The organism is Verrucosispora sp. WMMC514, assembly GCF_027497295.1.
Classification (GTDB): Bacteria; Actinomycetota; Actinomycetes; order Mycobacteriales; family Micromonosporaceae; genus Micromonospora; species Micromonospora palythoicola.
Window position 1 is genome coordinate 1,495,004 of the sequence record NZ_CP114906.1, and the last position, 26,627, is coordinate 1,521,630.

General features: G+C 71.1%; 19 protein-coding genes and 2 pseudogenes. 7 read left to right on the forward strand and 14 right to left on the reverse strand.

Going from position 1 to position 26,627, the window contains the following annotated elements; genetic code table 11:
- The first annotated feature begins 455 nt into the window (after nucleotides 1–455).
- Entirely contained in the window at nucleotides 456–1,169 is a 714-nt protein-coding gene (locus tag O7597_RS06765) for a M23 family metallopeptidase (RefSeq protein ID WP_269738232.1), read from the forward strand.
- Nucleotides 1,170–1,447: 278 nt separating this feature from the next.
- Entirely contained in the window at nucleotides 1,448–2,224 is a 777-nt protein-coding gene (locus tag O7597_RS06770) for a M23 family metallopeptidase (protein WP_281582269.1), read from the forward strand.
- Between the two features lie 18 nt (nucleotides 2,225–2,242).
- Here the strand turns inward: O7597_RS06770 and pcrA are convergent, their stop codons facing one another.
- Nucleotides 2,243–4,645, reverse strand: coding sequence for a DNA helicase PcrA (pcrA, locus tag O7597_RS06775; RefSeq protein WP_281582270.1), 2,403 nt, complete (start codon nucleotides 4,643–4,645; stop codon nucleotides 2,243–2,245).
- 295 nt (nucleotides 4,646–4,940) lie between these two features.
- Here pcrA and O7597_RS06780 point away from each other — a divergent pair, with 295 nt between their 5' ends.
- Complete coding sequence (locus tag O7597_RS06780; protein ID WP_269738727.1) at nucleotides 4,941–5,267, forward strand: chorismate mutase; 327 nt, start codon at nucleotides 4,941–4,943, stop codon at nucleotides 5,265–5,267.
- A gap of 234 nt (nucleotides 5,268–5,501) precedes the next feature.
- Here the strand turns inward: O7597_RS06780 and O7597_RS06785 are convergent, their stop codons facing one another.
- The 8 genes from O7597_RS06785 to O7597_RS06820 all read right to left on the reverse strand — a co-directional run bounded on the left by O7597_RS06785 (nucleotide 5,502) and on the right by O7597_RS06820 (nucleotide 15,167).
- Nucleotides 5,502–6,512, reverse strand: a complete 1,011-nt coding sequence (locus O7597_RS06785; protein ID WP_269738235.1) for a dipeptide ABC transporter ATP-binding protein — start codon at nucleotides 6,510–6,512, stop codon at nucleotides 5,502–5,504.
- On the reverse strand, nucleotides 6,505–7,542 hold the full coding sequence (locus O7597_RS06790; protein ID WP_269738236.1) for an ABC transporter ATP-binding protein: 1,038 nt from the start codon (nucleotides 7,540–7,542) through the stop codon (nucleotides 6,505–6,507). Before O7597_RS06790 ends, O7597_RS06785 begins: the two co-directional genes overlap by 8 nt.
- An 85-nt stretch (nucleotides 7,543–7,627) precedes the next feature.
- Complete coding sequence (locus O7597_RS06795) at nucleotides 7,628–8,563, reverse strand: ABC transporter permease (protein WP_281582271.1); 936 nt, start codon at nucleotides 8,561–8,563, stop codon at nucleotides 7,628–7,630.
- Between the two features lie 72 nt (nucleotides 8,564–8,635).
- On the reverse strand, nucleotides 8,636–9,697 hold the full coding sequence (locus O7597_RS06800) for an ABC transporter permease (protein ID WP_281582272.1): 1,062 nt from the start codon (nucleotides 9,695–9,697) through the stop codon (nucleotides 8,636–8,638).
- A 100-nt stretch (nucleotides 9,698–9,797) separates the two neighbouring features.
- Nucleotides 9,798–11,435 carry an ABC transporter substrate-binding protein gene (locus tag O7597_RS06805; RefSeq protein ID WP_281582273.1) on the reverse strand — a complete coding sequence of 546 codons (1,638 nt, stop codon included), beginning with the start codon at nucleotides 11,433–11,435 and terminating at the stop codon, nucleotides 9,798–9,800.
- Nucleotides 11,436–11,853: 418 nt separating this feature from the next.
- Nucleotides 11,854–13,038: a thioester domain-containing protein gene (locus O7597_RS06810; protein ID WP_281582274.1), complete on the reverse strand. Its 1,185-nt coding sequence runs from the start codon at nucleotides 13,036–13,038 to the stop codon at nucleotides 11,854–11,856.
- A gap of 177 nt (nucleotides 13,039–13,215) precedes the next feature.
- Nucleotides 13,216–13,902 (reverse strand): response regulator transcription factor, encoded by a 687-nt coding sequence (locus O7597_RS06815; RefSeq protein ID WP_281583203.1) that lies wholly within the window; start codon nucleotides 13,900–13,902, stop codon nucleotides 13,216–13,218.
- Nucleotides 13,902–15,167, reverse strand: a complete 1,266-nt coding sequence (locus tag O7597_RS06820; protein WP_281583204.1) for an ATP-binding protein — start codon at nucleotides 15,165–15,167, stop codon at nucleotides 13,902–13,904. The genes O7597_RS06815 and O7597_RS06820 overlap by 1 nt, the downstream gene beginning before the upstream one ends.
- Before the next feature lie 171 nt (nucleotides 15,168–15,338).
- On the opposite strand from O7597_RS06820, the gene O7597_RS06825 reads away from it, so the two are divergent.
- From O7597_RS06825 to O7597_RS06835, 3 genes and pseudogenes are all read left to right on the forward strand, one after another.
- Nucleotides 15,339–17,084, forward strand: a complete 1,746-nt coding sequence (locus tag O7597_RS06825) for a PspC domain-containing protein (protein ID WP_281582275.1) — start codon at nucleotides 15,339–15,341, stop codon at nucleotides 17,082–17,084.
- Nucleotides 17,081–17,263 (forward strand): annotated as a pseudogene (locus O7597_RS06830) (hypothetical protein); the annotation flags it as partial. The gene O7597_RS06825 and the pseudogene O7597_RS06830, both read left to right, overlap by 4 nt.
- 422 nt (nucleotides 17,264–17,685) lie before the next feature.
- Entirely contained in the window at nucleotides 17,686–18,933 is a 1,248-nt protein-coding gene (locus O7597_RS06835) for a phosphatidylserine decarboxylase (RefSeq protein ID WP_269738242.1), read from the forward strand.
- Nucleotides 18,934–18,997: 64 nt separating this feature from the next.
- Here O7597_RS06835 and O7597_RS06840 read toward each other — a convergent pair whose 3' ends face one another.
- The 3 genes from O7597_RS06840 to O7597_RS06850 form a co-directional block, all read right to left on the reverse strand.
- Nucleotides 18,998–19,945, reverse strand: coding sequence for a CDP-alcohol phosphatidyltransferase family protein (locus O7597_RS06840; protein ID WP_269738729.1), 948 nt, complete (start codon nucleotides 19,943–19,945; stop codon nucleotides 18,998–19,000).
- A gap of 363 nt (nucleotides 19,946–20,308) precedes the next feature.
- Nucleotides 20,309–21,214, reverse strand: a complete 906-nt coding sequence (locus O7597_RS06845) for an NUDIX domain-containing protein (RefSeq protein ID WP_281582276.1) — start codon at nucleotides 21,212–21,214, stop codon at nucleotides 20,309–20,311.
- Nucleotides 21,215–21,407: 193 nt separating this feature from the next.
- A complete protein-coding gene (locus tag O7597_RS06850) occupies nucleotides 21,408–22,355 on the reverse strand; it encodes an NUDIX hydrolase (RefSeq protein ID WP_269738244.1) in 948 nt (315 codons plus the stop codon).
- 144 nt (nucleotides 22,356–22,499) lie between these two features.
- Between O7597_RS06850 and O7597_RS06855 the strand changes: the two are divergent.
- Nucleotides 22,500–22,841: pseudogene (locus O7597_RS06855) on the forward strand (PspC domain-containing protein); the annotation flags it as partial.
- A gap of 210 nt (nucleotides 22,842–23,051) precedes the next feature.
- On the opposite strand, the gene guaA reads toward O7597_RS06855, so the two are convergent.
- Nucleotides 23,052–24,608 carry a glutamine-hydrolyzing GMP synthase gene (gene guaA / locus O7597_RS06860; RefSeq protein ID WP_269738245.1) on the reverse strand — a complete coding sequence of 519 codons (1,557 nt, stop codon included), beginning with the start codon at nucleotides 24,606–24,608 and terminating at the stop codon, nucleotides 23,052–23,054.
- A gap of 144 nt (nucleotides 24,609–24,752) precedes the next feature.
- On the reverse strand, nucleotides 24,753–26,450 hold the full coding sequence (locus O7597_RS06865; RefSeq protein ID WP_281582277.1) for a GMC family oxidoreductase: 1,698 nt from the start codon (nucleotides 26,448–26,450) through the stop codon (nucleotides 24,753–24,755).
- Nucleotides 26,451–26,627 lie beyond the last annotated feature (177 nt).

A 26,627-nucleotide genomic window follows, 5' to 3' on the forward strand; every position in this document is an offset into this window, starting at 1 on the left:
CCGGCTCCGCGGCATTCACCTGAACGAACGGTAACCCGCCCGACCTCGGCCGGGGAACCGGGGCCGGCAGGACGGGCGGTAAACAGGGGTCGCCGTACGGATTCGCCGCGACCCCCTGCCACGTCACGTGGATACCACTGTGACCTCACGCAGAGGCACGACAGGCGTGGTTGGCGTCAAGCGGGACGCCTCCGCCGATCGGTCACGGTGTGCGACGAACGGAGGATAACGAGGACACTCCACTACACCCGCGAGCCATGACAATCTCGGACGGAAGTGGACAGAAGGTTGCAAGCAATTCGGCGCTCCGGCTTGTGACGGGACTGACGGTTGGCTACCGTGTCCACGGTTGTCATCAGGTCTACGGACGGGTGACGACGCGACCAGCCGACGGACGGTCACCCGATCCGGACGACGGCTGATCCGCATCGGAACCCCGACAACGGAGGGTATGCGTGCGCCAGCGCCTGTCGTCTGAGCCCGATCGATATCGCGGCCGCCGCCGCGTACCCACCCCCCCGCGCAGCCGCTACGCCGCGGTCGTCACCACCGCCTTCGTCGGCGCCGGTGTGGTGGCGCTGGGGGCCAGCGCGATGCCGGACGCCAAGAGCGTCAGCCCTACCGTGCTCGACGAGCTCAAGCAGGCCTCGATCAGCAACCAGGGCGTCGCCGACCGGGCCGACGCCGCCGACCGGGCCTCCCGGGACGGCCGCGATGCCCCGGAGAGCGCCGAGGACACCGGCGTCTGGCTGCTGCCCCTGCAGGGCTACGACTTCAACTCCCCCTACGGCATGCGCTGGGGCAAGCTGCACACCGGCGTCGACCTGGTGGCGCCGGAGGGCACCCCGTACGTCGCGATCCACGAGGGCACCGTCACCAAGGCCGGCTGGTTCGGCGGCTACGGGAACGCCGTGATCGTCCAGCACGCCGACGGCAGCGAAGCCATCTACGGCCACTCCTCCGCGCTCAGCGTGCGCGAGGGGCAGCAGGTCAAGGCCGGTGACCAGCTCGGTCTGGTCGGCAACACCGGTCACTCCTACGGTTCCCACCTGCACCTGGAGATCCATGTCAAGGGGGAGCCACTCGACCCGGTGCCGTGGTTGCAGGAGCGCGGAGTGGACATCAAGCTGCAAGTCGAGGCAATCTACAGCGAGGTAGCCGCGTCCTGACCGGCCGTGACGCCCGTTGACCGCCCGGATCTGTCGATCCGGGCGGTTTCGCGTGGCGGCCGGGACGGGCAAGTGTCCCAGCTCACCCGGGCAACTGTGACGGACGGCACAAGGACCGACCAGGTGCGGACCGGGCAGTCGGGACCAGTCCGGCACGAAGACGGACAGCGACGCCGACCAGTGCCCGCGCCACTCACACCCCCGGTACCCGGTACCGCCCGGACCGACACCAGGATTTCGAGGTCACGTACCACTCGAAGCCAGTGAGGTCCGTACCCGTGCAGGACGACAAGCCCACCCCTACCCGCGAGATCCCCCACGCCCCGGCGCGCCACCGTCGACGGCTGAGCCGGCGTTCCCGCCTGCTGGCTGCCGGTGCGGTCGCCCTGGCGGCGCTCGGCGTCGGCGGTGTCGTCCTGACCGACCGCGACGAACGGCCGACCAGCAGCCCGGTCGCCCTGGACGCACAGGCCCGGGCAGCGGCCGCCGAGCGAGCCGACCGGTCGGCTCGCCAGCCCGCCACCTCGGGCAGCCCGTCACCGAGCCCGTCGACGAGCGCCAGCCCCACCGCGAAGCCCACCCCGACGCCGAAGCCGAAGGCGAGCCGGACGGCCACCGTCAAGCCGAAGCCGAAGAAGAGCACGAAGCCGAAGTCGTCCTGGGTCCTGCCGATGTCCGGCGGCGCGGTCACCTCCTGCTACGGGCCCCGGTGGGGCACCCTGCACGCCGGCATCGACTTCGCCATGCCCGCCGGCACCCCGGTGCGCGCCGCCTTCGGCGGCACCGTGACCAAGGCCGGCGACGTCGGCGACGGGTACGGCATCTCGGTGGTCATCGACCACGGCAACGGCTACCTCACCCACTACGCCCACCTGAGCACGGCCAGGGTGAGCGTGGGTGCGAAGGTCAGCACCGGGCAGACCATCGGTCTGGAGGGCTCCACGGGCGACTCCACCGGCCCGCACCTGCACTTCGAGGTGCACCAGGGCCAGCTGTGGAACCAGATCGACCCGGCGCCCTTCCTGCGCGCCCGGGGCATCGACGTGGCCTGCTGACCGCTCCGGCGGGCCGGATCAGATCTTCTCGATCGGGGCGTGGCGCAGCACCAACCACAGCGTCTGGTCACCGAAGTCGATCTGCGCCCGGGCACCCGGGCCGTGCCCCTCCACGGTCACCACCCGGCCGAGACCGTACCGCTGGTGGTTCACCCGGTCCCCGGCGGAGACCTTCGGACCCTGCGGCAGCTCGCTCGCGGTGGCCAACCGGCTGCCGTCCACCCCGAGCTTGCGGGCCAGTTGGACCGCCCGGGGCGTCCCGCCGGCAAAACCACCGCGACCGCCGGGCATCCGGTCCGCACGGCCGCCCACGCCGCCACCACCGCCACCCCACGAGGTGTACGACCCCTCGGTCCGCTCCCAGCGGACGAGTTCGGGCGGCAGTTCCTCGACGAACCGGGACGGCGGGTTGTAGGCCGGCTGGCCCCACGCGGAGCGGGTCACCGCCCGGGAGAGGTAGAGCCGCTGCCGGGCACGGGTGATGCCGACGTACGCCAGCCGGCGCTCCTCCTCCAGCTCCCGGGTGTCGCCGAGCGAGCGTAGGTGCGGGAAGACGCCGTCCTCCAGACCGGTCAGGAACACCACCGGGAACTCCAGGCCCTTGGCGGTGTGCAGCGTCATCAGGGTGACCACGCCCTGGTGCTCGGGGTCGTCGGTGGGCACCTGGTCGGCGTCGGCGACCAGGGCGACCTGTTCCAGGAAGCCGGCCAGGGTGGCCCGCTCGCCCTCCGCGCCGGTCGCCTCGATCCGCTCGGTGTACTCGCGGGCGACGCTCACCAGCTCCTGGAGGTTGTCGACCCGGCCGGCGTCCTGCGGGTCGAGGCTCTCCTCCAGCTCGGTCAGGTAACCCGACCGGGTCAGCACCGCCTCCAGCACCTCCTCCGGGGTGCCGTCGACGGCCAGCTCACGGGCGGAGTCGAGCAGCGCCACGAAGTCGGCGATGCCGTTGGCCGCCCGGGTCGAGATGCCCGGCGCGTCACCGGCTCGCCGCAACGCGGCACCGAAGGAGATCCGGTCCCGGCTGGCCAGCGCCTCCACGCAGGCCTCGGCGCGGTCGCCGATGCCCCGGCGCGGGGTGTTGAGGATCCGCCGCAGGCTCACCGTGTCGTCGTCGTTCACCACCGAACGCAGGTAGGCCAGTGCGTCCCGGACCTCCTTGCGCTCGTAGAAGCGCACCCCGCCGACGACCTTGTAGGGCAGACCGAGACGGATGAACACCTCCTCGAAGACCCGGGACTGCGCGTTGGTGCGGTAGAAGACCGCCACGTCGCCCGGCCGGGTCTCCCCGTCGTCGACCAGTCTGTCGATCTCCCGGGCCACCCAGTCCGCCTCGGCGTGCTCGGTGTCGGCGACGTACGCGACGATCGGTTCACCCGCCCCGGCGTCGCTCCACAACCGCTTGGGCTTGCGCGACGTGTTGCGGTCGATCACCGCGTTCGCCGCGTTCAGGATGGTCTGGGTGGAGCGGTAGTTCTGCTCCAGCAGGATGGTGCGGGCGTCGGTGAAGTCGCGCTCGAACTCCAGGATGTTGCGGATCGTCGCGCCCCGGAAGGCGTAGATGGACTGGTCCGCGTCGCCGACCACGCACAGCTCCGCCGGGTCGAGGCCATCGGTGCCGGAGACCAGCTCCTTGATCAGGATGTACTGCGCGTGGTTGGTGTCCTGGTACTCGTCGACGAGCACGTGCCGGAACCGACGGCGATAGCTCTCCGCGACGTGCGGATGCGACTGGAGCAGGTGCACCGTCGTCATGATCAGGTCGTCGAAGTCGAGCGCGTGGGCCTCGCGCAGGCGCCGCTGGTAGAGGGCGTACGCCTCGGCCAGCGCGCGTTCGTTGGGCCCGCTGGCCCGCGCGGCGAACGTCTCCGGGTCGACCAGCTCGTTCTTCAGGTTCGAGACCTGGGCGGCGAGGCCGCGCGCCGGATAGCGCTTCGGATCGAGGTCGAGTTCCCGGGCGACGAGCTGCATCAGCCGGCGGGAATCGTCGGCGTCGTAGATCGAGAAGGTGGACTTCAGGCCGGCGTGCTCGTGCTCGGCACGCAGGATCCGCACGCAGGCGGAGTGGAACGTGGAGACCCACATCAGCCGGGCCCGCGGACCGACCAGGGCGGTGACCCGGTCCTTCATCTCGCCGGCGGCCTTGTTTGTGAAGGTGATCGCGATGATCTCGCCGGGGTGCACGTCCCGGGCGGCGAGCAGGTACGCGATCCGGTGCGTCAGCACCCGGGTCTTGCCGGACCCGGCGCCGGCCACGATCAGCAGCGGCGAGCCCGCGTGGGTCACCGCGTCCCGCTGCGGGCCGTTGAGCCCCTCCACCAACTGCGCCGGATCGAGGCGGCCGGGCGCGGGCCGGTGGGGTGGCAACGCCCGGGCAGGCTCGGGCTCGGGCGGGGACGCGGGGATGTCGAAGAGAGGATGCATCGCACCGCGAGTCTATGCCGCCGGCCGGACATCCCCCGCCCACGGCACCCACCGACCAGATGTGGGGAAGGGGCGACTTTCCTTGCGTGCCACCCCGGAGGGCGGCATACTCGACAGCGTGTTCGACGAGCGCTTCTACTTTTACTACGGCTCCGGGAGTCCGGCAGCCGTAGGTCGCGCCTGATCGATCAGACCTACGAAATGCCCCGGGCTCTCGGAGCCCGGGGCATTTCGCGTCCCGGGATCCGGGCAACGGGCACCACACCGCGAGAGGTACCCGAAGATGACAGACGTGATGGAGCAGAACGGCGGCGCGAACGGGGCAGGCCCCGCCGGGCCCGAGGTTGGCGCCCCGGCCACCGGCACCGCCGAGCCGGACGCCGCCAGCCGGATCGCCGAGATCCGGGTACGGATCGACGAGATCGACCGAGCGCTCATCGAGTTGTGGCAGGAGCGGGCCGCACTTTCCCGGGAGGTCGGTGCGACCCGGATGGCCTCGGGCGGTACCCGGCTCGTCCTCTCCCGCGAACAGGAGATCCTGGAACGCTTCCGGTCAGCCCTGGGCGCGGACGGCACCCAACTGGCCCTGCTCCTGCTCCGCGCCGGCCGCGGCCCCCTCTGACCCGCCCCACCCACCTCCCGTCCCCCACACCCACCGCGGTCAATACCGTCGATCAAGAAGTTTTCGTCTGGATCCACGCTGTTTCAGACGGAAACTTCTTGATCAACCGGGGTGGGGTGGGTATGGACCGGGGCGCCGGCTGCTGGTGACGGCCGACGCCCCGAATCACTGAGGAGGCACTACCTTCACCGCTGCTTCCGGTACGGATGGACGGGAGCGGCGGCGTCTGTGGGGCTACTCCGACGCGTGCACCACGTCGCGTACCTCGGCGAAGTGGCAGGCGCTCGGGTGACCCGACTTGTCGCGGATCTCCAGCAGCGGCTGCTGCTCGGCGCAGACGTCCTGGGCCTTCCAGCACCGGGTGCGGAATCGGCAGCCCGAGGGCGGGTTGGCCGGCGACGGCACGTCACCGGTCAGCACGATCTGATCCCGGTGCCCGCGCAGCCTCGGATCCGGCACCGGCACCGCCGACAGCAACGCCTGCGTGTACGGGTGGGTCGGATTGTCGTAGATCTCGTCCTCGGTGCCGATCTCGATGATCTTGCCGAGATACATGACCGCGACCCGGTCGGCGATGTGCCGGACCACCGACAGGTCGTGGGCGATGAAGATGTACGACAGCCCGAGCTCCTTCTGGAGCTTCTCCAGCAGGTTGATCACCTGGGCCTGGATGGAGACGTCCAGCGCGGAGACCGGCTCGTCACACAGGATGATCTCCGGGTTGAGCGCCAGCGCCCGGGCGATGCCGATCCGCTGCCGCTGGCCGCCGGAGAACTGGTGCGGGTACCGGGTGATGTGGTCCGGGTTGAGACCGACCAGATCGAGCAGTTCCTGCACCTTGGCCCGTCGCCTGGCCTTCGGCAGCACGTCCGGGTGCACCTCGAAGGGCTCCCCGACGATGTCACCGACGGTCATCCGCGGGTTGAGCGAGGTGTACGGGTCCTGCATCACCAGCTGGATGTTGCGCCGGCCCCGACGTCGCTCCTCGGCGCTGACCTTCGACATGTTCTTGCCCTGCACGAACAGGTCGCCCGAGGTCGGCGTCTCCAGCCCGACCAGCAGCCGGGCCAGCGTCGACTTGCCGCAGCCGGACTCGCCCACGATGCCGAGCGTCTCGCCGCGCCGCAGCTGCAGGTTGACCCCGTCGACCGCCTGAACCGCGCCGTACTGCTTCTTGAAGACGATGCCCCGGGTCAGCGGGAAGTGCTTGACCAGGTCACGGGTTTCCAGCACCACGTCACTCATCACCCTTGACCTCCTTCCAGAAGTGGCAGGCAGCCGTCCGGCTCGGCGACACCTGGTACAGCGGCGGCGCCGGATCCTGCCGGCAGACCTCCTGCGCGTACCCGCACCGGGGGTTGAAGGCGCAGCCCGGCGGGATGTTGGTCAGCATCGGCGGCAGGCCCTTGATCGCGCTGAGCTCGTGACCCTTGAGGTCCAGGCGCGGGATCGACTCCAGCAGACCCTTGGTGTACGGGTGGGCGGGGCTGGCGTAGATGTCGTTCACGCCGGCTTCCTCGATGACCCGACCGGCGTACATCACCGAGATCCGGTCCGCCACGTCGGCCACCACCCCCATGTCGTGAGTGATCAGCACGAGGCCCATGTTCCGTTCCCGCTGCAACTCGGCGAGCAGCGCCATGATCTGCGCCTGCACGGTCACGTCCAGCGCGGTCGTCGGCTCGTCCGCGATCAGCACCTCGGGGTCGAGTGCCAGCGCCATGGCGATCATGACGCGCTGCCGCATACCCCCCGAGAACTGGTGCGGGTAGTCGTTCACCCGCTGCTTGGCGGCCGGGATCTTCACCAGGTCCAGCAGTTCGACGGCCCGGGCCTTGGCGTCCTGGCGGGACATGCCCCGGTGCTTGCGGAACAGCTCGGCGAGCTGGAATCCGACGGTGAAGACCGGGTTCAACGCGGAGAGCGCGTCCTGGAAGATCATCGCGACCCGGTTCGCCCGCACCTTGCGGCGCTCCGACTCCGGCAGCTTGAGTAGGTCGACCCCCCGGTAGAGGATCTCGCCGCCGGTGATGAAGCCGGGCGGAGTGTCCAGGATGCCCATGATCGCCTGAGCGGTCACGCTCTTGCCGCAGCCGGACTCACCGAGGATCGCCCGGGTCTCGCCGGCCCGCAGGTCGAAGCTCACGCCGTTCACGGCGTGCGCGATGCCGTTGCGGGTGCGGAACTCCACGTGCAGGTCCTTGACCTGTAGTGGCAGCGCGTCCGGGTCGACACCCGCCAGCGCCTCCATCTTGACGTTCACATCAGTGCTCATGCCGGCACTCCGCTCGCTCCGTGCCCTCGTGAGGCACCCGTCGCCCTTGGCTGATGATTCGCTCGCTGCGACTCGCTCATCCGACTCACCGGAACTTCGGGTCGAGGGCGTCACGCAGCGCGTCACCCATGAGGATGAAGGACAGCACCGTGCCGACCAGCAGACCACAGGGGAAGAGCAGCAGCCACGGGTCTTCCAGGAAGTAGACCTGGTGCTGGCTGATCATGATGCCCCAGGACTGGGTGGGCGGCTGGAGTCCGACACCGAGGAAGGTCAAGGTGGCCTCGGCGGCGACGAACGAGCCCAGCACGATGGTGGCGTAGACCAGCATCGGTGCGATCGCGTTCGGCAGGATGTGCCGGAACATCAACCGGGAGTTGCGGGCACCGACCGCCTTCGCCGCGTGCACGTAGTCCAGGTCCTTCGACGAGATGACGCTACCCCGGATGATCCGGGCGATGGTCGGCCAGGCCAGCAGGAAGAGCACGGCCGTGATGGTCCAGATGTTCTGCCGCTTGATCACCGTGAGGAACACGATCGCGCCGAGTAGGAACGGCAGCGAGAAGAAGATGTCCATCACCCGGGAGATGACCGCGTCGACCCAGCCGCCGTAGTAGCCGGCGAGCAGGCCGAGCACCCCACCGAACACCACGATGCCGCTGGTCGCCATCACCGCGATCACCATCGACGGGCGGGCACCGTAGATCGCGTGCGAGTAGTAGTCGCAGCCCAGGATGTCGAAGCCGAAGGGATGGTCCCAGCTCGGCGCGACCCGGGTCCGGTCGGTGCTGCACGACCGCGGGTCCTGGCTGGTCCAGAGCTTCGGGAAGAGCGCCATCGACCCGACCGCGAGGATGTAGAGAGAGGCGATCACGAAGACCGGGTCGCGCAGCAACTGTCGTCGGGCGTCCGCCCACAGGCTCGCGTTGCGCTCCTTGCCGCCCGGCGCGTCTGGGGTAGGGCCGTCACCGGCCACCGGCGCACCGCCGACGGCGGAGCCCGCACTCGTCAGGTCACTCATGTCCACACCTCGTTTCGCTGCACCCGGCCATCAGGAACGGTCGGAAGACCTGCGTCCGCCACTGTGATTCGGTCACTCATAGCGGATCCTCGGGTCGAGCACGGCGTAGAGCAGGTCGACAAGCAGGTTGGCGACCAGGACGACCAACACCAGCATGGTCACCACGCCCACCACCACCGAGGACTCACCGCTGCGCGCCGCCATCGTCACCAGCCGGCCGATGCCCGGCACGTTGAAGATGGTCTCGGTGACGACCGCGCCGGCCATCGCGGCGCCGATGTCGACGCCGAGGAAGGTGATCACGGGGATCAGCGAGTTGCGAAGCGTGTGCACACCGATGACCCGCTTGTTGGTCAGGCCCTTGGCCTTCGCGGTGCGGACGTAGTCGGCACGGATGTTCTCCATGATGCTGGTCCGGGTGAGCCGAGCCGTGGTGGCCAGCGAGAGCGCACCGAGCACCATGCCCGGGATCACCAGGCTGGCCAGCGGATAGTCGGGCTTGAAACCGGGCGTGAAGACACCGACGGAGATCACGTCGGGAATCCAGTCCTGGCCGCGCAGCACGTTTCCGAACTTGACCCCGACGAACTCCCGGACCACCACGCCCAGCACGAAGATCGGCACCGAGATGACGAACACCGTGCTGATCTTCACCGCGTAGTCGGTGAAGCTGCCGCCCCGTAGACCGGCCAGCACACCCGCCGCGATACCGACGACCGCCTCGAACACGATCGCAATGACCAGCAGCTTCAGGGTGAACGGAATGGCATCGGCGACCAGGTCGGTGACCTCCCGCTGGCGCAGGTTGATGCCGAAGTCGAAGTGGAAGAAGATGTTGCCCAGCCGGTCGAAGAACAGTCCCGGCTCGTAGCCGGTGCCCAACCAGCCGCTGCCGCTTTCCGCCTCACGCCAGAGGCAGGGGTCACCCCGCTTGTCCAGACAGGGGTCGGCGTAGCCGAGCCGCTCGGTGATCGCCGCGAGCAGCGCGGGATCCGGCGTCCGGTCCCCGAACAGCGCCCGGACCGGGTTCCCGCTGAACTGAACCGCCAGCGAGGTCATGTAGTGCAGTAGGAACATGGTGCCCAGCACGGTGGGGATGAACTGGAGCAACCGTCGAATGACGTAGCGCCCCATGACGGGGTCTCCTCTCGGCGCTGACGTGGCGGCAACGATCACCCTGGTGGGGTAACCGTTGCCGCCACGTCGTATTACGGCAGGATCAGGAGTCTGAAGCTCAGTTCTGCTTCAGCGAAATCGCACCGTAGTCGGCGTCCGAGACGGCGTTCCAGACGAACTGGTCGACGTTCTCGCTGTAGACCGCGCCAACCTTGTTCCACCACATCGGGATGACCGGCAGGTCCTCGCCGAGGATGTCCTCCGCCTGCTGGTACGACGGGATGGCGGCCTGGATCGACTCGGCCGAGTCGCCCTGCTTCATCAGGTTGTCGAAGGCCTCGTTCGAGTAGCCCGAGTTGTTGCTGCCGGCACCGGTGCCGTACAGCGGGTAGAGGAAGGTCTCCATGAACGGGTAGTCCGGACCCCAGCCGAGGCGGAACCCACCGGTGAACTTCTTCTGGTCCGCGGTCTCGAGGTACTCGGCGAACTGCAGGTTGACCTTGAGCTCGTAGTCGATGCCCAGGGCCTCCTTGATCTGGTCACCGACCGCCTGCAGCCACAGGTCGTGGCCGGCACCGGCGTTGGCCCACAGGATCAGCTTCTCACCGGCCGGCCAGCCGCCGGCCTCGGCGAGCAGCTGCTTGGCCTTCTCGACGTCCTTGGTGCAGTACTTGCAGACGCCCTCGCGGGCACCCTCGAAGGTCGGGGCCACGTAGCCGGACGCCGGGGTGTACCGGCCGTCGAAGACCGCGTCGATGATCGACTGCCGGTCGATCGACAGCGACAGCGCCTGGCGGATCCGCTTGTCCTTGAAGGTGTCCTGGTACAGCGGCATGCCGACGTAGGTGAAGCTGTCACCCGGCTGCTCGTACATCCGGTCGCCGTACTGCGCCTGGGCCTCCTTGTAGCGGGCCGGGGGCAGGGTGTAGAGCACGTCCAGCTCGCCGGCCTGGAAGGCGGCGTAGCCGGCGTCGATGTCGGCGAAGATCCGGTACTCGATGCGGTCCGGCTTGCCCGGCTCGCCCTTCCAGCTGTCGCTGCGCACCAGGTTGATGGCGACGTTGTGCTGCCAGCTGCCATCGATCTTGTAGGGGCCGTTACCGATCGGCTTCTCGTTGCAGGCGGCGATGTCGTCGACGCAGGCCTGAGCCATCGGGAAGAAGCCCGGGTAACCGATCGTGGTCGGGAAACCGGAGAACGGCGCGTCCAGCTCGACGGTGAAGGTCAGGTCGTCGACCTTCTTGAGACCCGACATGGTCTCGGCGGTCGGCTTCGGAGCCTCCTTCGGGCCCTCGCCGTCCGGGTCGGCCGGCGCCACGTCCGCCTTACCGGCGATCCGCTTCATGAAGTAGCCGTTGTTCTGGGCGTTCGGCCCGTAAGCGGCGTAGTTCCACGAGCGGAGGAACGCGTCGGCGTTGACCGGCTCACCGTTGTCGAAGGTGTAGCCGCTCTTGAGCTTGATCGTCCAGAGCTTCTGGTCGGTCGAGTCGACCGACTCGGCCAGGTCCATCTCGACCGCGGAGGTCTCGGCGTTGTACTTGACGAGACCGCGGTACAGCTGGCGGATCACATACAACGACGGCTCGTCGTCGCCGCCGGACGGGGTCAGGAACGCCGGCTCGGCGTTGTAGACCCGCAGCGTGCCGCCGGACTCGCCGGCCGGCTCGTTGTTGTCGTCGCCACCGCCGCTACAGGCGGTGGCCAACATGGCGGTGGCGGTCGCCGCGACCGCCACCTTCAGGAATTTCCCGCGCATGGGAGTGCCTCCTCAGGGCGCTCGGCTCACGAGGGGGTTGTGAGGTGCCTGCAACTGTGACACCCGATGCGCCCAGGCGGGAAGGCGTGTTATCAACCCGATACCCGCCCGGGACGGGGCCGACATCGACCCGCGGGCGCCTTCCCGGCACCCCCGACGCATGGTATGAGCTGCTCGTCAACCACATTTCCACGCTCGGCCGGCCGTCGGATGACGTGGGGTCGACGCCTCCGCGAACCCGCCGGACCATCGACGTGAACCCCGCCACTATTCGCCGAATGCTACCCGAAAGTATGAGTCTGATTCCAGACCGACAGCCGATCAACATGGTCGGGCGAAGGACTCGTGCCCCGGACGCGGTCCGACTCCGGAGCCGCTGTGGGATCCGGAGTCGGACGAGATGTCGCGGTGTCGGCGATCAGGCCGTGAAGTGAATCCGGCGACGGCGCAGCACCAGCACGGTGACCGCACCGGCGACCAGGAGCACCAGCCCGGCGGCGATCGCGGTGACGATCGGCGCACCGGTCAGCGGCAGGCCACCGTCGTTGGAGGCCGGCGAGGTGGACGGGGCGGGACTGGCCGGCGACTCCTCGGGAGTGCTCGGCGTCGGCTCCGGCGACGGGGACTCCGTCGGGGTGGACGGCGTCGGCTCCGGCGTCGTCGGCTCGGGGCTCGGCTGCGGCGCCGTGAAGGTGGCCTTCGCCTCGGCGGTCACCGTGGCGCCGGTGCTGCCGCCCAGGATCAGCTTCTGCGCCGCCTTCGCCCCGGTGTACAGGAACACCCGGCCGAAGGAGACCGAGTCGGCGGCGGACGCGGTCACGCCGACCTCGCCGGCCTGCTCGGTCGTGAGCCAGAACTGGCCGCCGTTGACGGTCGTGGTCACCGGCGTGCCCTCGGCATCGACCGCCGACCCACCGGTCACCGCCAGCGTGATCTCACCCGCCGGCCCCTTCACGGTGAACGGGCCGGCCTTCGCACCGACCTGCGCGGTGGCGCTGGTCGGATCGATGCTCAGCTCGGCCTTCGGCTCGGGCTGGTCGGTGGCGTTCGCGATCAGGTAGTCGTGAACCTTCTTGATCACGTCGTACCGCTGCTTGCCGACCAGGCCACGGCCGGCGACCCAGTCGCCGAGCTCGATGCCGTCGCTGAAATGCCAGACGGCGGTCTGGGTGCCGAAGTAGAGCAGGTTGCGGCGGACATTCTCGTTCGTCCCGGCGGGCAGGGTGGCACCGGCGGCGGCCAGCAACGCGGCGGAGTCGGCGTTCGGGTAGCCGTGGGTCAGCACCCACTGCACCTTCGCCAGGTTCTTCACCTGGGACTCGTCCCAGGTGCCCTCCTGGTACTTGCCATCGATCGCGACGTTCGTGTGGTAGTCGATGCAGAAGGCCGGGAGCCGCTTGCCGTCGATCTTGATAGCCAGCGCCGAGGTCCGCTTGACCTTGCCGTCGAGCAGGAGCTTGACGGTGCTGTTCGGCACCGTCTTCGCCACACCGGTGGCCGGGTCCTCGGCGGCGGCAGGGGCGGCGGCACCGAGCGCCAGCGCGCCGCCGGTGACGGCGGCGAGCGCGATCCGCGCCCAGCGCCGTCCTCGTTGTCCGATCATGAGTTTCGTGCACCTCTCGGGCAGGGAGTGACCCGCGTACGCGCGGGCGGCCGGAGTCGCCGTTCCCGCGGGATGAGCGGCATCCGCACGCGGCAAAGGCGAGGGGGATTATCGACCGCGACTTGATCACATGTCACGCTCTGCGGCCTGAATAGCCGCTTATGCCGGAAAGGTCGGTTATACCAGGCGCCGATCGGCCGCCCAGCGGGACAGTTCGTACCGGTTCGACATCTGGAGTTTGCGCAGCACGTTGGAGACGTGCGTCTCGACGGTCTTGATCGAGATGTACAACTCCCGGGCGATCTCCTTGTACGCGTACCCCCGGGCGAGCAGCCGGAGCACCTCGCGTTCCCGGTTGGTCAGCTGGTCCAGCTCCGGATCGGCGACCGGGGCGTCCGGCCGGGCCGCGAAGGCATCCAGCACGAACCCGGCCAGACGGGGGCTGAACACCGCGTCGCCGTCGGCAACCCGCCGGATCGCCGCGGCCAGCTCGTCGGGCGAGATGGTCTTGGTGACGTACCCGCGGGCACCGGCCCGGATCAGCCCGATCACGTCCTCGGCCGCGTCGGAGACGCTGAGCGCCAGGAAGCGGACCTCGGGATGGCTGCGGCGCATCGCCTCCAGCACGGCCCGACCACCCCCGTCGGGCATGTGCACGTCGAGCAGCACCACGTCCGGCCCGGTGGCCGCGATCCGGCTGACCGCGTCGGCCACCGTGCTCGCCTCCCCCACCACCTCGACGTGCGCGCCGAGTTCGGCGCGTACCCCCGCGCGGAACATGGCATGGTCGTCGACCAGGAAGACCCGCAGCCGTCCGGGCCCGTTGCCCTCCGGCTCGACCGGTGGTGTCGACTGCTCGGCCATCATCTGTCCCTCTCCGCCGTGGCCGGGTCCCGGGAGATCGGCAGGATCAACCGGACCTCGGTCCCCTCTCCAGGCCGGGAGCGGATCTCCGCCCGGCCACCGTGCCGCTTCATCCGCCCGACGATCGAGCCTCGGACACCGTGCCGATGGTCCTCCACCGTATCCGGGTCGAACCCGACCCCCCGGTCCCGCACGAAAACGCTCACCTGCTCGGGCTCCACCTCGGCGTAGAGCGACACGGTCTGCACCCCGGCGTGCCGGGCGGCGTTCACCAGCGCCTCGCGCGCCGCCGCCACCAGGGCGCCGATCCGCTCGTCGGTCTCCCGGTCGCCCACCACGACGGCCTCCACCGTCATCGCGAAGGTGTCCTCCACCTCGGCCGCGGCCTGTTCCAGCGCGGCGGCGAGGCGTTCGGTGGGTGAGGCGGTGGGCTTGTAGAGCCAGTTGCGCAGCGAGCGCTCCTGACCCCGGGCGAGCCGCTGCACGGTCTTGACGTCGCTGGCGTTGCGCTGGATCAACGCGAGGGTGTGCAGCACCTGGTCGTGCACCATGGCCGCCAGTTCGGCCCGTTCCTGCTCGCGGATGCGGCCCTCGCGCTCCGAGCGAAGCTGGTTCCAGGTGCGCCAGAGCACCGGCGCGGCCACCACCCCGACACCCGCCAGCCCGACCGACGCGAAGATCACTCCGTTGATCACAGCGTCGAGGTTCTGGGCCGGGGAGTAGACCGCGGCCACGCCGATGATGCCGACCGCCACCAGCACCCCGCCCCCGACGAAGCGCAGCACGAACGCCCGCCGGTCGCTCTCCTCTATCACCGCGCCGAGCCAGGGCACGGGCATCGACTCGCCCCACTGCCGTCGCCGCTCGGGTGCCGACTGATGCCAGATCACGCCGGCACCGACCGCGATGATGGCGACCAACCAGCCGGCGGTGCCGGTCGCGCCGACCGAGTCGAAGACCATCACCTGGATCAGCAGCACGCCGAGGCCGATGGCCACGAAGGGCAGCAACTGGCCGACGTCGCGGCGCGGCGGTATGGCGGTGTCACCGGGCCGCAGCGGCACGACCGCCCAGAAGGCCGCGTAGAGCAGCAGACCCAGTCCGCTCAGCCCGAGCAGCACCATGAAGGCGATCCGGACCCGGACCACCGGGACGCCGAGATGCTCGGCGATGCCGGCGGCCACCCCGGCGCCCATCCGGTGCGCCGGAGCGCGGTAGAGGCGGGGTGGTTGACTGCTGCTGCTGATCGCGAGCTCCCTGGTCAGGACGGTCGGGCCGGACGCGAGGCGAGGTTCCCGGCGCCGATCCGATCGTCACACGCGGCGTGGCCGCCCGACCACGGGGACGCCCCCGACATTCGGGCGGGCCGGATCTCAGGGTGGGGTCAGGGTCGCCGCCGGAGGACGCTCGGGCGTCGGGCGCAGCAGGATCGAGGTATGACCGACGACGCTGCCCAGCCGTACCGGCCGGGGCCGACCGAACCGGAGCCGACGCCTCCGGCGGCCACCCGGTCGGCCGTACCCGAATCGCCCGGTGCCGGGGCGGACGGCCCGGCCGTACCGCCCGGCGGGCAAGCGCCCGCCGGCGGAACGGCGTGGGACGACGCACGTCCACCCGTCGCCGCCGCGCCGCCACCCGGCGGAGCGACGGCGTGGGAGAACGCCGCCGCACCACCGTCCGCCGGGCCGGGGGGGCCGGGCGGACCTGGTGGACCTGGTTGGCCGCCCGGCGGGCACGGCGGGCACGGCTGGCCGGGTGGGCCCTCGGGAGGTGGGCCGGGCGGATCCTTCGGGGGCGCCGGCTTCACCTCCCGGTACGGGCTGGTCCGGCCTCGGGAGGGCCGTTACCTGGCCGGCGTCTGTGCCGCCGTCGGCCGGGCCACCAACACCGACCCCGTGCTCTGGCGGGTGCTGCTGGCGGTCCTGGGCTTCTTCGGCGGCGTCGGCATCCTGGTCTACGTCGCCGCCTGGTTGATCATTCCGGGCGAGGGCGACACCGCCTCGCCCATCGAATCCATGCTGGGCCGCGGGCGTTCCAGCATGTCCCCGGTCACGGTGATCATCCTCGGCGTGGTGGTCGCGGTGAGCTTCGGCTTCGTCGTCACCGACGCCTTCCGCGCGGTACTGCTCGGCGCGGCCATCCTGGTCGGCGGGGCGCTGCTGCTGAACCGTCAACAGCGCGAAGCCCGACCCGAGTCGGCCGCACCCGGTGCCGGCGCGCCCGCCAGTCCGCCACCGCCCCCTGGTCCGGTGCCTCCGGTCGGCTATCCAGCTCCGACCGGCTATCAGGCGTACCCGGAATTCGGCCGGACGGCCACCGTCACACCGCCCGCCTTCCACCCCCCCGGCTCGACGTCCGGCGTTCCCTCGCCACCGGCGGGGCCCGGCGGACCTGACGAGCCGACCATGCGGTTGCCGTCGGCTCCGGCATGGCCGACGAGCGCTGCCGCGTCGGGCCCGCCGGTCGCCCAGCCGACCTACCGTCCCCCGTTCGCGCCGCACGGCCCCTACGCCGGTCCGCCGAAGGTGGCTGCGCCACCACCGCCCAAGTCGAAGCCCCCCCGCAAGCCCCGGGAGCGGTCGGCCCTGGGCGCGGTGACCTTCTCGTTGATCTTTGTCGCGTTGGGGCTGGTCGGCGTTCTCGACCTGTTGGACGTCTTCGGGATCGGCGCGTCGGCCTACTTCGCCGCGGCGCTCGCGGTGATCGGGCTCGGCCTGCTCGTGGGGACCTGGTTCGGCCGGGCCCGCTGGCTCATCGCGCTCGGCCTGGTGACCGCCGCCGCCCTGGCCGTGGTCACGGTCGTCGAGTCCTACGACCGGGTCCGCGGCGTGGACGGCGCGGTCACCTGGGCACCGACGAGTCACCGCGACCTCGCCAACCGGTACGAACAGAGTTTCGGCGACGCGGTGCTCGACCTGCGGGCGATCGACTTCAGCCAGCAGGAGACGGAGATCACCGTCGCCGTCAACTTCGGCGAGGCCACCGTGGTGCTGCCACCCAACGTGGACGTCACCGCGGTGACCCGGGTGACCGCCGGTGACGCGAACATCCTCGGCCAGCGGACGCAGGGCATGGACAACCGCCCGGTAGACACCGTCGATCTCGGCCCGGACGGCGCCGGGGGCGGCAAGCTGCGCCTCAACCTGCACGTCAACGCCGGACACATGGAGGTGAGCAGGTGAGGAGTCACCGCACCGACCTGGTCTCGTTCGCCTTCGGGCTGCTCTTCGTCGCCCTGGCCGCCTGGTGGTTGCTCGCCCAGGTGCTCGGTCTCGTGCTGCCACCGGTCGGCTGGTTCCTGGCCGGTGGACTGATCCTGGTCGGCGGGCTCGGCCTGATCGGTGCCCTGCGCTCCAGCCGGTACAACCGCCGGCCGGCACCGACCGATCCCCCTGCCGACACCGCCCAGGACGACTCGGCACGCGACACCGGCGACGATGCGGCCGATCCGCTTCCGGACCGGGCGGACGTCGACACCTCGACGGGTGAGCCGACCCCGGTCAGCTCGGCCGCCCGGACAGCCGAGCCGGAGCCGCCGGAGGACCGCACGCTCGATCTGTTCGGCGCGGCGGAGGAGACGCCACCGTCCGGACGGCAGGGACGCGACGCCTGACCGTGCGTCAGCTGTCGCGCGCCGCCTATGCTGGCCGGTGTGCTCCCGCCAGCGCTGGCCGGCCCGCGCCGCAGGGTGACCCCCGCGGGTCGTCGGCGTGCGCGGGCCGACCGCGCCGCCGGCGGTGACCCTTGCGTCAGTCGCCTCTACCCGTCAGGAGCCCGTTCGAGATGACCCAGTCCCCCGCCGTGCGTACGCCCGACCGTTCCGGTTCGGTCCGCCTCGGCGAGCGCGCCGCCCGTACCCTCGTCTCCGAGCTTGCCCGGATCAACGACCCGAAGACCGCCCTGCTGGTCGGCGCGGCTCCGGAGTCCGCGGTGCTGGCCGCGGCGATCGAAGCGCTGCTGCCCGGCGACACGCTCATCGTGGTACCCGCCGAACGGGTCAGCGCCACCACGCTGCGGGAGCACGTCACCGCCCAGGGCCGCTGGGTCGCCGATCGGGTCCGGGTCGTGGACAGCCTCGCCGAGGCGGAGGCCGCCGCGGTGGTCATCGCCGCCGAGGCGTTCACCGGCACCGCCGAGGAGGCCCGCACCACCATCGGGGCACTCACCAAGTACCTGGCCGACGGCGCGGTGCTCAGCGTCGCCACCGCCGTCGGGCGGACCGCCGGCGCCGCCGCCGAGTTGGACCGGCAGGGCGTGCTGTACGGCGTCGGCAACGACCTGGTGCTGCGCAACAACCCACCGGTACGCGTGTACCGGCTCCGCTTCACTCCGGCCGAGGCCGCCGCGGCGGAGCAGCTCGCGCCCGCCTACCGGCCGTCGAGCGTGCCGCTCAGCCGGGACATGCACATCGACTCCAACGGGGTCGCCGCCGCCGGCATCGCCCTCGGGCTGGCCGCGCTCACCCGACTGGCCCGACCGAAGTCGAAGCTCTGGCTGCTGCCCGCGCTGGCCGCCGCGCCGGTGGCCGCCTTCTTCCGGGATCCGGAACGGGACGTGCCGGAGGATGCGTCGGCCGTGGTGGCCGCCGCCGACGGGCAGGTCCTGTCGGTGCAGCGGCTGACCGACGAACGCTTCGGCGACGGCGAGTTCCTGCGCGTCGCGGTGTTCCTGTCGGTGCTCGACGTGCACGTCAACAGGTCTCCGGTGGCTGGCAAGGTGGTCGACTACTTCGTGGCGGACGGTGGGTTCGTCAACGCGATGAAGCCGGATGCGGAGCACAACGTGGCCGCGTACACGGTGCTGGACACCACCCACGGCACCGTGGTGGTGGCGCAGCGGACCGGCCTGATCGCCCGCCGGATCGTGCAACGTGCTCCGATCGGCGCGCTGCTGGCCCGTGGCGAGCGGTTCGGGCTGATCCGCTTCGGCTCGCGTACCGACGTCTACCTGCCGGCGGAGGCCGCGGAACCGCTGGTCGGGCCGGGCGACAAGGTGATCGGTGGATCGACCGTGATCGCCCGCTGGCGCTGAATCTCGACACCGGAGACGTCAAGGGCGCCGCGGCCAGGCCGCGGCGCCCTTTCGCAGGTACGGGTCAGACGACGGTGCGGCGCTGGCGCAACCAGAGCACCGGACCGCTGATCAGGTACCCGACCACGATGAGCCCGAAGGTGAGCCGGACGTCGATCAGGGCGCCGACCACCGGCGCGAGCCAGACCCACGGCGGCAGCTTGACCAGCCGGGCGAGCTTGGCGTACGGGAAGCTGCTGACCATGGTGAAGGCGAGCAGGGCCACCCCGGCGATCTGCACCGCCCCCGGCACCGGCATGCCGATCACCACCATCAGGGCGAGCACGGCGGCGGCCATCGTGGTGGGTACGCCGGAGAAGAACCGTCCGTCGTTGGGCGAGACGTTGAACCGCGCCAGCCGGATGGCGGCGCAGGCGGCGACGAGCGCGGCGGCCACCGCGGCGGCGGCCGTCGGCGCGGAACCGGCCAACGAGGCGTAGACCACCACGGGGGCGGCCAGGCCGAAGGAGCACATGTCGGCCAGCGAGTCCATCTGGGCACCGAACGGGCTGGACACCCCGAGCTTGCGGGCCAGCGCGCCGTCCAGGCCGTCGAACGCGACGCAGGCGATCAGGAGGAACGCGGCCAGTCGCACCTCGCCCTGCATGGCGACGAAGATCGCGTTGATGCCGAGCAGCAGGCTGGCCAGGGTGCACGCGTTGACCAGAGCGAACTTCATCCGCCGGGCCGGTGTCCGCTCGCCCGGCAGCAGCGGTGCCGGCGTCGCTGTCGACGCGGCCGACACCGGAGTCGGCGCGACGGGTGGGTTGACCGTGACCGGGCCGACCAGCGGGGCGACCGGGGCGATGGTCTCCATCCCGGTGCGGTGGAACCGCCTCAGGCCATACCGGCGGCGCGGGCGGTCCTGGTACCGGGGCTCGGGCAACACGTCGGTCGCGCCGTGCAGTTCTGCATCTCGGCGGCCGACGCGAACCAGCAGGACCTGGCGGGCGAGGGTGCCGCTGCGACGCAGCGGGCCCGTCCAGCTTCGCCCTGCGGGACGCGGGCTGTCAGTCGTACGACGCCGGCGCCATGGGGCTCTCGGCACGTTTCCTCCATCACCGGATCGGCTTACCGCCATGTGGCGGGCGTCCGGCTGTCTCGTGCCGGACCTTCCTGGCCCGGCAGCCGTTTTGCGGAGTACACCATCGCACAGGGGGTGGGGGAATGGCGATAGCTGCCGGCGGTACTTATATCTCCTTTAACCGCGCGAACCGCCGTCTTATTCCCATCCGGGACACGATCGCCCGTTTTCTACGCCTGCCCTGCCTCGACTGTACCGGAGGTCGTCCGTCCCGGCTCGGTGGTGAGATCGAAGCGGCCGGGCCACAACGGGTCACCTCGACGAGTCCAGGGCACTGACGGCGATCTCAGTCAGCGGAAGGTTGCGCAGCTCAGCGGGGGTGAACCAGGCGGCGCGGGCGGTGGAGCCGCCGGCCGTCTCGGTCACCGCCGGTTCGGTCGGCACGTCCACCTCCACCCGGTAGACGACCCGGATGCCGTGCCAGTCGAGGGGGTACCCCTCCGGCCCCAGCGCCGCCGGGTTGTGCAGGTTGTCCACCCCGATCAGCTCGGTCACCCGGCCCAGTTGGCCGGACTCCTCGACCAGCTCCCGTGACAACGCGGTGACGGGTTGTTCGCCGTGATCGGTACCTCCGCCGGGCAGGTGCCATCGCCCGGCACCGGGATAGCCCTCGGCGATCATGGTCAGCAACACCCGTCCGTCCGGATCGGTGACCACTCCGTACGCCCCGAAGCGCTGCCGGCGGTCGCCGGCGGGGCCGGGGAACGGCTCCCGGCGGCGCAGGGCACCGGCCGGCAGCGGGACGACCGGCAGACCGACGGCCTCGGCGGTGAACGGCAGCAGCGGCAGCTCGGCCGCCTCGTCCAGGGTCAGCCAACGAGCCAGGTCGGTGCTGCCGTCACGCTCGGCACGCAGCCGCCCACCCAGCACGGTCAGGTCGAACAGCATCCGATCGGTGTGCAGGGCGACCCCGAGTTCCGGGTACGGCACCACGTCCGCGACGACCGCCCGCAGCCCGGCCGCCTCGACGGTCAGCCCGGTCTCCTCGGCGACCTCGCGGACCACCGCGTGCGCGGGATGTTCGGCGTGCTCCAGCCCACCACCGGGCAGCGACCAGACCCCGGGAAAGTCCGCCGACGCGGAGCCACGCACCAGCAACACCCGCCGCTCGGTGTCCCGCAGGACCCCGTACGCCCCCACCCGCCGCACCCGCTCCATCCGCTCCACAACCCCAAGCCCCCGTCCCACCCCGCGCCCGCGCCGCCCGCGCCCCGCACAACCACGCCGATCATGAAGTTATCGCCCTCGCCAAGCGGCGTGTCGGAACAATAACTTCATGATCGGCGCGTGCGTGCGTGCGTGCGTGCATGCGTGCGTGCGTGGGCCGGGGGGTGGGTGAGGGTGGGGTGGGTCAGGTTAGGTGGGCGGCTTGGACGGCTTCGGCGGTGACCTCGGTGAGGCGGTCGGTGGGCAGGGCGCCGAGTTCCTCCCGGGCGAACCAGCGGGCCTCGCAGGTGGAGCCGCCGACGTCGCCGACGGTGGGCGGAGCCGGCTGGTCCACCACCACCCGGTAGAAGGCCCGCACCCCGTGCCAGTCGATGGGGTAGCCCTCGGGACCGAGCGAGGCGGCATCCCGATGACTGGCCACCCCGAGCAAACCGACGAGCCGCCCGGTCTGCCCGGTCTCCTCGACCAGTTCCCGGATCAGCGCCGCGCTCGGCTGCTCGCCGTAGTCGGTACCGCCGCCGGGCAGGTGCCAGCAGCCGGCGCCCGGGTAGCCGTCGGAGACCCGGGTCAGCAGCACCCGCCCCTCCGGGTCGGTCACCACGGCGTACGCGGCGAAGCGCTGCGCCCGGTGCAGCCCGTCCGGGCCGGGTACCGCGTAGAAGGAGGGGAACTCCGGCGGCTCGTCCGGCACGATGTCCGCCGAGGAGGCCGGCAGCCCGAGAGCGCGGGCGGTGAACGAACGCAGCGGCAACCTCGCCGCCTCGTCCCGGGTGAACCAGCGGGCCAGGTCGGTGGGCCGGTCGACCCGGTCGGAGAGCGAGCCGCCCCGCACCGACACCCGGTAGACCAACCGGTCGGTGTGGATGGTGATGCCTCGCTCCGGCAGTGCCCGCATGTCGGCCAGCACGTCGTGCAGGCCGGCGACGGCCACCGACAGGCCGGTCTCGGCGGCGGTCTCGCGGACGACGGTGTGGTGCGGGTCCTCGCCGTGGTCGACCGCCCCGCCGGGCAGGGACCACGTGCCGGGGGTGCCGGAGCGCTCCGATGCGCGGACCAGCAACACTCGGTCTACGGAATCAACACAGACTGCGTATGCCGCGATCCTGCGCAGCGGCTCCAGCATGGTGGTCACGGAGCCAAATTCTCCCCGCCACCGGTTACCGACGCGGAAAAGAGTCGGATTCCTGACTGATGGCTCGCCCCTGAGAGCCGGTTCAGGGTAGGGATCCGGGCGGTCACCGAGGTCGATACGCTGCGCGACGAGGACCGTGGAGACATGACTTCCACACCTCACGCTCCGTACCGGCAACTGCGCCGCCCCACCACCGACCGGATGATCGCCGGTGTGGCCAGCGGACTCGGCCGCTACTTCGCCGTCGACCCCACCCTGGTCCGGGTGGCCTTCGCCGTCGTCACGCTGGTGACCGGCGGGATCGCCGCCCTGGCGTACCCGATCATGTGGTTCCTGATGCCCGAGGAGCCGGCCGGCGCACCCGCCTGGCCGCACCCGACGCCCGGCGCACCACACGGACCCGCCGGCTCGCCGCCCCAGCCGGCCGCCACACCGCACCCCGCCTGGCCGTTCCCCGGGCCGACCGGCCCGGTGCCGCACGCCGGACCGCCGGCACCGACCGCCTGGCCCCCGGCGGCCAGCCCGCCCGCACCGGTCCAGCAACCCGACGCCTCGTCCGGCTCGGCGCCAACCGACGCCGAAGCGGCCCATCCGGAGACCAGGCCGGAGACCGGGACGACGCCGGAGCCGGCACCGCGATCGGCGCCGCAGCCACCGGCGTGAGGCGCCGTCAGCGCACCAGGACGGGGTACGGCGTCACTCCCATTCGATGGTGCCCGGGGGCTTGCTGGTGACGTCCAGCACCACCCGGTTCACCTCGGCCACCTCGTTGGTGATCCGGGTGGAGATCCGGGCGATCACGTCGTAGGGCAACCGCGACCAGTCGGCGGTCATCGCGTCCTCGCTGGAGACCGGGCGCAGCACCACGGGATGCCCGTAGCTGCGCCCGTCACCCTGCACGCCGACGCTGCGCACGTCGGCCAGGAGCACCACCGGGAACTGCCAGACACCCCGGTCGAGGCCGGCGGCGCTGAGTTCCTGGCGGGCGATGAAGTCGGCCCGGCGGAGCACGTCGAGCCGCTCGCGGTCGACCGCCCCGATGATCCGGATGGCCAGACCGGGGCCGGGGAACGGGTGCCGCCAGACCATCGCCTCCGGCAACCCGAGCTGGAGGCCGAGCGTACGGACCTCGTCCTTGAACAGCGTGCGCAGCGGCTCCACCAGGGCGAACTTCAGATCCTCGGGCAGCCCGCCGACGTTGTGGTGGCTCTTGATGTTCGCGGTGCCGGTGCCGCCGCCGGACTCGACCACGTCCGGGTAGAGGGTGCCCTGCACCAGGAACTCGACATCGCCGTGCGAGGCGATCTCCCGGGCGGCGGCCTCGAAGACCCGGATGAACTCGCGGCCGATGATCTTGCGTTTCTGCTCCGGGTCGGTCACCCCGGCCAGCGCACCGAGGAAGCGGTCGGCCGCGTCGACCACCTTGAGCTTGATGCCGGTCGCCGCGACGTAGTCCTTCTCCACCTGCTCGGCCTCGCCCGCCCGCAGCAGCCCGTGATCGACGAAGACGCAGGTGAGCTGGTCGCCGACGGCCTTGTGGACCAGTGCGGCGGCGACCGCCGAGTCCACTCCGCCACTCAGACCGCAGATGACCTCCTTCTCACCGACCTGCTCGCGGATCCGAGCCACCTGCTCGTCGATGATGTTCTCGGCCGTCCAGGTCGGCTCGATCCCGGCGATCTCGTAGAGGAAGCGGGTGAGCATCTCCTGCCCGTGCGCGGTGTGCCCCACCTCCGGGTGGAACTGCACGCCGGCCCGCCGCCCGGCCACGTCCTCGAAAGCGGCAACCGGCGCGCCGGCCGACTCGGCGGTCACCGTGAAGCCCGCCGGCGCCTCGGTCACGCAGTCGCCGTGACTCATCCACACCGGCAGGTCGGCCGGCAGATCCCGCAGGAGTACGCCGGGGTCGAGCAGCCGGGGACGCAGCGGGGTGCCGCCGTACTCGCGGCTGCCGGTGCGCGCCACCGTGCCGCCGAGGGAGCGGGCCATCGCCTGGAAGCCGTAGCAGATGCCGAAGACCGGCACGCCCGCGGTGAACAGCCCGTCGTCGACCTGCGGAGCGCCCGGCTCGTAGACGCTGGCCGGACCGCCGGAGAGGATGATCGCGGCGGGATCGCGGGCCAGCATCTCGGCCACGGGCATGGTGTGCGGAACGATCTCGGAGTAGACCTTCGCCTCACGCACCCGACGCGCGATCAGCTGGGCGTACTGGGCTCCGAAGTCGACCACGAGGACAGGACGCGGCAGGCTCATAGCCGGCAATCCTACCCAGCGTGACGCCCTCTCCCCGCCCGCCCCTTGCCCACCGCGCAACCCGCCGATCATGCAGTCGCGGCAGGTGATTCGCCACGTTCTGCGCTCTTTGTCAGGTGCCACAACTGCATGATCGCGGGGCGGTCAGGGGTGGCGGAGGGCGGCGGGGGCGTGTGGCGGGACGGCGGGGTGGTGTGGGGGGACCGGAGGGAGGGGGCGGTACGGGGTGCCGGGGGCTGGGCGGGGGTCGGGGTCACCCTTGTTGGGCCAGAGGGACAGGGCGCGCTCGGCCTGGGCGGTGATGGTGAGCGACGGGTTGACACCCAGGTTGGCGGAGACGGCGGCGCCGTCGACGACGTGCAGGCCGGGGTGGCCGTGCACCCGGTGGTAGGGGTCGATCACCCCGTCGGCGGCGGTGGCACCGATCACCGCTCCGCCCAGGATGTGCGCGGTCACCGGGATGTCGAACGGCTCGGTCAGCGCGCCGCCCGGCGTACCGTCGATCTCCTCGGCGAGCAGCCGGACCGCCTCGTTGCCCGCCGGGATCCAGGTCGGGTTGGGCGGGCCGTGACCCGGACCGGAGACGAGCCGGCGGCCGAGCGGCCCGCGCCGCATCCGGAGGGCGAGCGAGTTGTCGGTCGACTGCATGACCAGGGCGATCACCGTACGCTCCGACCAGCGGCGGACGGAGAGCATCCGGGCGGCCACCCGCGGCTGCCGGAGCAGTTGCCCGAGCCACCGGCGCAGCCGGCGCGGCCCGCCGTCGACCAGCAGCGACTGGAGCAGCCCCATCGCGTTCGAACCCCGGCCGTAGCGGACCGGCTCGACGTGGGTCTGCGGATCCGGGTGGAACGAGCTGGTGATGGCGACCCCCTGGGTGAAGTCCACGCCACGCTTGCGGGCCCGCCGGTGCGGCACCGAGGCGCCGAGGATCGCCTCCGAGTTGGTCCGGGTCAGCTCGCCGAGGCGGGGTGAGAGGCCGGGCAGATGGCCACGGTCCCGCATCTCGTGCAGCAGCCGCTGGCTGCCCAGCGCACCGGCCGCGAAGACCACCTGGTCGGCGTGCACCACCTGCCGCCGTCGGCGCAGCCAGGCACCGGTACGTTCGGTCTCCACCTGGTAACCACCGTCGACCGGCCGGACCGCGCGGACAGTGGTCAACGGATGTACCCGGACACCGAGCCGCTCGGCCAGCCACAGATAGTTCTTGACGAGCGTGTTCTTGGCTCCGACCCGGCAGCCGGTCATGCAGGCGCCGCAGTGGGTGCAGCCGGTACGCTCCGGGCCGGCCCCGCCGAAGTACGGGTCGGTGACCCGCTCGCGCGGCCGGCCCAGGTGCACACCGACCGGGGTGGCGTGGAAGGTGTGCCCCACTCCCATCCGCTCGGCGACCCGCCGCATCGCCCGGTCCGCTCCGGTGGTGATCGGGTACGTGGTCGCTCCGAGCATCCGCTTGGCCTGGTCGTAGTGGGGGGCGAGTTCGGCCCGCCAGTCGGCGAGGTGCCGCCACTGCGGGTCGTCGTAGAAGGCGTCAAGCGGTTCGTAGAGCGTGTTGGCGTAGACGAGTGAGCCACCACCGACGCCCGCGCCGGAGAGCACCAGCACGCCGCCGCCGGCTCGCCGGTCGGCCGCCCGGAGCAGGGTGATCCGCTGGAGGCCGAAACAACCCAGCCTCGGTGCCCACAGGAAGCGCCGCAGCCGCCACGACGTCCGCGGGAACTCGTCGTCGGCGAACCGTCGGCCCGCCTCCAGGACACCGACCGAGTAGCCCTTCTCGGCCAGCCGCAACGCGGCGACGCTGCCGCCGAAACCGGACCCGATGACCACCACGTCGTACCGCATGGACGCATCATTACTTGCGAGTAGCTCTCGCGCCAGGACCCTGTTCCGCGCGATCATGCTCCGCACCGCGTCACTCTCGCCCGACCGGGGACGCAACCATGAGCCCGGTTCAGCGCGTTGGACCGGTATCGACCCAGGGCGAGCGTCGAAGTCCGCCGTCGGTGACCTCAGCGGTCG

What these genes read in the sequence shown, in the direction of transcription:
- pcrA (WP_281582270.1), bottom strand. Translation starts at nt 4,645, where the DNA reads ATGCATCCTCTCTTCGACATCCCCGCGTCCCCGCCCGAGCCCGAGCCT.
- O7597_RS06780 (WP_269738727.1), top strand. Translation starts at nt 4,941, where the DNA reads ATGGAGCAGAACGGCGGCGCGAACGGGGCAGGCCCCGCCGGGCCCGAG.
- O7597_RS06785 (WP_269738235.1), bottom strand. Translation starts at nt 6,512, where the DNA reads ATGAGTGACGTGGTGCTGGAAACCCGTGACCTGGTCAAGCACTTCCCG.
- O7597_RS06790 (WP_269738236.1), bottom strand. Translation starts at nt 7,542, where the DNA reads ATGAGCACTGATGTGAACGTCAAGATGGAGGCGCTGGCGGGTGTCGAC.
- O7597_RS06795 (WP_281582271.1), bottom strand. Translation starts at nt 8,563, where the DNA reads ATGAGTGACCTGACGAGTGCGGGCTCCGCCGTCGGCGGTGCGCCGGTG.
- O7597_RS06800 (WP_281582272.1), bottom strand. Translation starts at nt 9,697, where the DNA reads ATGGGGCGCTACGTCATTCGACGGTTGCTCCAGTTCATCCCCACCGTG.
- O7597_RS06805 (WP_281582273.1), bottom strand. Translation starts at nt 11,435, where the DNA reads ATGCGCGGGAAATTCCTGAAGGTGGCGGTCGCGGCGACCGCCACCGCC.
- O7597_RS06810 (WP_281582274.1), bottom strand. Translation starts at nt 13,038, where the DNA reads ATGATCGGACAACGAGGACGGCGCTGGGCGCGGATCGCGCTCGCCGCC.
- O7597_RS06815 (WP_281583203.1), bottom strand. Translation starts at nt 13,902, where the DNA reads ATGGCCGAGCAGTCGACACCACCGGTCGAGCCGGAGGGCAACGGGCCC.
- O7597_RS06825 (WP_281582275.1), top strand. Translation starts at nt 15,339, where the DNA reads ATGACCGACGACGCTGCCCAGCCGTACCGGCCGGGGCCGACCGAACCG.
- O7597_RS06835 (WP_269738242.1), top strand. Translation starts at nt 17,686, where the DNA reads ATGACCCAGTCCCCCGCCGTGCGTACGCCCGACCGTTCCGGTTCGGTC.
- O7597_RS06845 (WP_281582276.1), bottom strand. Translation starts at nt 21,214, where the DNA reads ATGGAGCGGGTGCGGCGGGTGGGGGCGTACGGGGTCCTGCGGGACACC.
- guaA (WP_269738245.1), bottom strand. Translation starts at nt 24,608, where the DNA reads ATGAGCCTGCCGCGTCCTGTCCTCGTGGTCGACTTCGGAGCCCAGTAC.
- O7597_RS06865 (WP_281582277.1), bottom strand. Translation starts at nt 26,450, where the DNA reads ATGCGGTACGACGTGGTGGTCATCGGGTCCGGTTTCGGCGGCAGCGTC.